Origin of the sequence: Bacillus sp. JJ1474 (genome assembly GCF_036965225.1) — a bacterium.
In the GTDB taxonomy this organism is placed as follows: Bacteria; Bacillota; Bacilli; order Bacillales; family Cytobacillaceae; genus Cytobacillus.
The window spans coordinates 18,726-23,096 of record NZ_JBALPC010000051.1 but is presented as its reverse complement, the minus strand read 5'-3'; the positions used below and the strand labels follow the sequence as shown (position 1 = coordinate 23,096).

At 38.9% G+C, this 4,371-nt stretch carries 7 protein-coding genes; 3 read left to right on the top strand and 4 right to left on the bottom strand.

Translation table 11 applies throughout. The features are described 5' to 3' along the window. Positions 1 to 232: hypothetical protein (locus tag V7164_RS08065; protein ID WP_335353843.1), on the top strand; the 232-nt coding region annotated here is incomplete at its 5' end. 57 nt (positions 233 to 289) lie between these two features. Here V7164_RS08065 and V7164_RS08060 read toward each other — a convergent pair. The 4 genes from V7164_RS08060 to V7164_RS08045 all read right to left on the bottom strand — a co-directional run bounded on the left by V7164_RS08060 (position 290) and on the right by V7164_RS08045 (position 3,180). Further along, positions 290 to 1,180, bottom strand: coding sequence for a superoxide dismutase (locus V7164_RS08060; protein ID WP_335346731.1), 891 nt, complete (start codon positions 1,178 to 1,180; stop codon positions 290 to 292). Between the two features lie 109 nt (positions 1,181 to 1,289). Continuing rightward, a complete protein-coding gene (locus V7164_RS08055) occupies positions 1,290 to 1,709 on the bottom strand; it encodes a hypothetical protein (RefSeq protein ID WP_335346732.1) in 420 nt (139 codons plus the stop codon). A gap of 96 nt (positions 1,710 to 1,805) precedes the next feature. Next, on the bottom strand, positions 1,806 to 2,393 hold the full coding sequence (gene scpB / locus V7164_RS08050; RefSeq protein WP_335353842.1) for an SMC-Scp complex subunit ScpB: 588 nt from the start codon (positions 2,391 to 2,393) through the stop codon (positions 1,806 to 1,808). Between the two features lie 46 nt (positions 2,394 to 2,439). Then, the gene (locus V7164_RS08045) at positions 2,440 to 3,180 is read right to left on the bottom strand and encodes a segregation/condensation protein A (RefSeq protein ID WP_335346741.1); all 741 of its coding nucleotides are present in this window, start codon (positions 3,178 to 3,180) and stop codon (positions 2,440 to 2,442) included. Positions 3,181 to 3,401: 221 nt separating this feature from the next. On the opposite strand from V7164_RS08045, the gene V7164_RS08040 reads away from it, so the two are divergent. Together V7164_RS08040 and V7164_RS08035 are read left to right on the top strand one after the other, a co-directional pair. Next, on the top strand, positions 3,402 to 3,494 hold the full coding sequence (locus tag V7164_RS08040; protein WP_335346734.1) for a YjcZ family sporulation protein: 93 nt from the start codon (positions 3,402 to 3,404) through the stop codon (positions 3,492 to 3,494). Between the two features lie 204 nt (positions 3,495 to 3,698). Then, positions 3,699 to 4,220 (top strand): DUF309 domain-containing protein, encoded by a 522-nt coding sequence (locus tag V7164_RS08035; protein ID WP_335346735.1) that lies wholly within the window; start codon positions 3,699 to 3,701, stop codon positions 4,218 to 4,220. The last annotated feature ends 151 nt before the right edge of the window (positions 4,221 to 4,371 follow it).

Below are 4,371 nucleotides of genomic sequence, written 5' to 3'. Positions count from 1 at the left end.
TCGAGGTCATAAGCCAATCAGTCAAGAAGGGAAAGAACACCCTTCTCGCCTGCTTGACTTATGCTTGTCGGGGCTGGACACAAAGGAAAGCTACTGCGAATATTCATCGCAGGAACAATTGTCCTTTGATTGTTCCGAAGGCGCTTCCGCTTTTCTTTGTACAATTTTATGCGGGACAAGCGGGGTTATGACAAAAAACACGAACTTGACTGGGGCACCTACTTGCAAATAACAGTGTTTAAAAAACAAAAAAGCGAAAAACTAAATGTTTTCCGCCAGCTTAAGTTGATTAATATGGTTTCCATTTTAGCTCTGATGCGTTTCGGAAGCGTTCTTCAACATTTTTCCAATTCACGAGATTCCACCAATTATTTACATAGTCACCACGATTATTTTTATACTGCAAATAATAGGCATGCTCCCAAACATCCAGAACTAGCAATGGGATTGTATCCCATTGGGTTAAAAGCATATGCATTTCAGATTGGAGGATTTCCAGATGACGGGAGCGTGGAGACCAAACAAGTATAGTCCAGCCAACACCTTCAACTTGCTTTGCTGCTTCACTGAAATGCTTCTTGAATGCTTCAAAGCTGCCAAAATATTTCTCGATTTCTTTCAACAAACCTCCGGATGGTTTACCTCCGCCTTTAGGCTTCATGTTATTCCAAAAAATTGTGTGCAAATAATGACCAGAGCCATGGAATGCCAGTTCCCTTGACCAATGCTTCACTAGTGAAAAATCTCCGGATTTCCTTGCCTCGTGCAATGCGGTCTCTGCTTTATTTAATCCATCAATATACGATTTATGGTGTTTGTCATGGTGTAGTCTCATAATTTCTTCTGATATATAGGGCTCGAGCGCATTATAAGGATATGGCAGCGGAGGAAGCACATGGTTTCCTGCTGCCACATTTGGTTCATGCATATATATACTGCCAACCTGCTGCCTTTCAAGAAAATATTTCTCCATGTCTGAGTGGAGCTCATCAACATAACTTTGTACAACAGAGAGATCCTCCATACTTTGCGGGCTCTTAATCCCCTCTATTATATTTGTCAGGCGGTCCATCTTAGTCCAAAGTTCAGACTTTCCTTCCGTATCTTCCGATTCAAGAAATGCTCGCATTTCTTGATTCCACTTAAACACGTCTTGAATATACTCTTCCAGACGGCTCATGCTGATCCCTCTTTTCCTACATTTTCTAGGTCCGATTTTATCGTATGACCGACTCCATGGAAAATTGCATAAAAAAAAGCAGCTTGTGGGCTGCTTTGCATTTAATTTGCTATTTTGGCTGAACAATATATTCTAAGGGAGAGTGGAGTTGATAGCTTTTTTGACTCCCCAAAGCTTCAAATATAGCAGGAAGTTTAGAAAAATCAATATCCTGAAAATAAGAAGCAAATTCCATCTGTGTATTTATGTAGAGCCGTTTTCTGTGGCGGAAGCCAGGATTTTTCAATAAGCAAACCAGAGCAACAATATCTTTCAATTCCACTGCCCTTTCACCTGCAGAAAAGATTGGATTCGATTCGAACGGTGTAAATTCATTTAACAAATCCTCAAAATAGCGGACATACAATACATGTAGTGTTTTTTCTGCACCATCTTCTTCAAAGGTAATTTCACTTCTATTAAAGAAATCCTCCGAAGTATTTGACTTTTCTTTTTCGAGCTCGTAGCCATTACACTGTTTAATGATCATGCCATACCCTCCCAGAACAATAACCCCATATGTAATAATTTTATCATTAACGATAGTTATATTTTAACATAAATAGTTAGAGATAAATGACTAAACTCAAGATCTAAATGATTCCTGGAATTTCCCGAAAAATAAATCAGCATCCTCCTGAAGGAAATCGTCCTCATCCATTTTTTCAGGAAGGGCCGGCAGTTCTTCTATTCGCTTTAAGCCAAAATAATCAAGGAATTCCTTAGTCGTTCCATATAAATAGGCTCTCCCAGTACCTTCAGCCCTTCCTACTTCTTTAATAAGGGCTTTTGCAGCTAAAGTATGCAGGGGACGCTCTGTTTTGACCCCTCTAATTTCTTCTATTTCCGCTCTAGTTATTGGTTGTTTATATGCAATAATGGCAAGTGTCTCTAGTGCAGCTTGGGAGAGACCTGAAGTTGTCGGAGTGACGACTAGTTTTTTAAGGTAATCGGAGTTTTCTTTCTTCGTTGCCAGCTGGAAGGTCCCAGCAAGCTCAACGATCGTTATCCCTCGCGAAGAATCAGTGTAATCCTCCATTAATTCGTTCATAACCGATTCAGCCTGTATTTCATCGATCTCTAAGACAATGGCGATTTGTTTCAGAGACAGCCCCTCGTCCCCAGCTGCGAAAAGAAGGCTTTCTGCAATGCTTTTCCAATTGATTAACTCCAAGTATCTATACCCCCTTTAGTGTACAGTCATGTAATTTTCCGTAAAGCTACATAATCATCAAGAATATTTCTGAGAAGTTTTTCTCTTGCTCGATATGTATCTCTTTGCGCTTTATCAGCTCTAAAACAGCAAGAAATGTGACAACAATATGTTCACGATCAGGGACGGCAAACAAATCGTTAAAGCTTTTTCTGCCTCTAATACTCTTTAAATCATCTAAAATCTCGGCCATTCGTTTTTCAATTGGAATTTCCTGACGAGAAATTTTTGTTGTAACCGGCTTCTGCAGTTTCTGCCTGCGCAATAGCTTTTGAAACGCACCGAGCATGTCGTATAGAGACACATTCAAATCCGTTTTTTCAGTCTGAACTTCCTTTACATAGTCGGAAAGATCACTTGGAGGCTTTGTAAACATCAAACCTCTTTCTTGTTCCATCTCCTTAAGTTCAACAGCCGCTTCTTTATATTTACGGTATTCAATTAATTTCTCAACTAACTCGTCCATTGGGTTCTCTTCTTCTTGAATGATCAGCCCATCATCAAGTAAATCCTCTTCATGCTTTGGGAGGAGCATTTTACTTTTTATTGCCAGAAGTGTTGCGGCCATCACCAAATATTCACTTGCCACATCAAGCTGAAGCTCCTGCATTGTGTGGATATATAATAAATATTGCTCCGTAATCTCCGCCACTGGAATATCATATATATCGATTTCAAGCCGGTGGATTAAATGAAGCAGCAAATCGAGCGGACCTTCAAACGCGTCAATCTTTACATTATAATGCATAACATCCTGCATAAAATTTTCACCAAAATTTCTATTTAAATTCCCCAGTTAACACTAACATAAGTATAAATTATTCATACTCGATATCCAATAGAAATTTAAACCTTATTCATTTAACGAAATTGGAAGAAAAAACATTTCATTCGCCCATACCATTTAACATCTGCCCACATATGATGATTTTGAACAACCAAATGAGAGAAATATAGGAGGTATAAGATATGTCAAGTGTAGGCTTTGGGCACACAGGATTTGCTTTAATTGTCGTATTGTTTATCCTATTAATTATTGTAGGTGCTTCTTGGTGCTTCTAATGAAGTAAGCAAATTAAATGTCAGAGGAAGTCATACGGCTTCGGAGATTAGAATATGAATAACTTTGTAAGATTTAAAGTAAACCCGGTTCATAGCCGGGTTTTTATTTTTCCAAGTATGGGAAAAAATCATGTTTGAGCAGCCTATTCGCATTCATTCCGTTATGTTTCTTATGTTAAAATAAACATGATCGGGGGTGAAAGCGTGTATCCAAATGAATATATCGATTATTTAATTCATTTCCACGGAGATCGGGATTATTTTGAATGTCATGAAATTCTTGAGGAATATTGGAAAAGGGTTCATCCAAAGAATAAACATTCTATTTGGGTTGGACTTATTTTATTTGCAGTCTCAAATTATCATCACCGGCGTGGGAACACTGGCGGCGCTAAAAGAACTTTATCAAAATCTATCCAAATTTTCAAAAAGAACTTGAGCCAGATAGAAAAGTTGGGACTAAACAGGGGAAAGTTTTTACTGGATTTAGAAAAAAGGCAAGATGACCTTTCGAAAGGCTGTCAATACACTAGCTATATGTTCCCGATAATGGATACATCATTAATTTCCAGCTGTAGGGACAAATGTACACAGTTAGGGCTAAACTGGTGTGAAGACAGCGATTTAAACAATAAAGATTTAATTCACCGGCATTCACTTAGAGATCGAAGCCAAGTGATCCAAGAACGATTAATTGCTTTGAGATCAAAAGCAAAAGCGCCTTGACAGATGATCATCGACTAAAAACCGCCACGTCCTGTGGCGAACGCCGATGTCAGCACATCCTTTGCAAGTCCGACAAGCATAAGACGAGCTGGCGGGAAGGTTGTACTTTAACCTTCCTGACAGATTGGCTTATGACCTCGAGGTCGACAAA

What these genes read in the sequence shown, in the direction of transcription:
- V7164_RS08060 (WP_335346731.1), bottom strand. Translation starts at nt 1,180, where the DNA reads ATGAGCCGTCTGGAAGAGTATATTCAAGACGTGTTTAAGTGGAATCAA.
- V7164_RS08045 (WP_335346741.1), bottom strand. Translation starts at nt 3,180, where the DNA reads ATGCATTATAATGTAAAGATTGACGCGTTTGAAGGTCCGCTCGATTTG.
- V7164_RS08040 (WP_335346734.1), top strand. Translation starts at nt 3,402, where the DNA reads ATGTCAAGTGTAGGCTTTGGGCACACAGGATTTGCTTTAATTGTCGTA.
- V7164_RS08055 (WP_335346732.1), bottom strand. Translation starts at nt 1,709, where the DNA reads ATGATCATTAAACAGTGTAATGGCTACGAGCTCGAAAAAGAAAAGTCA.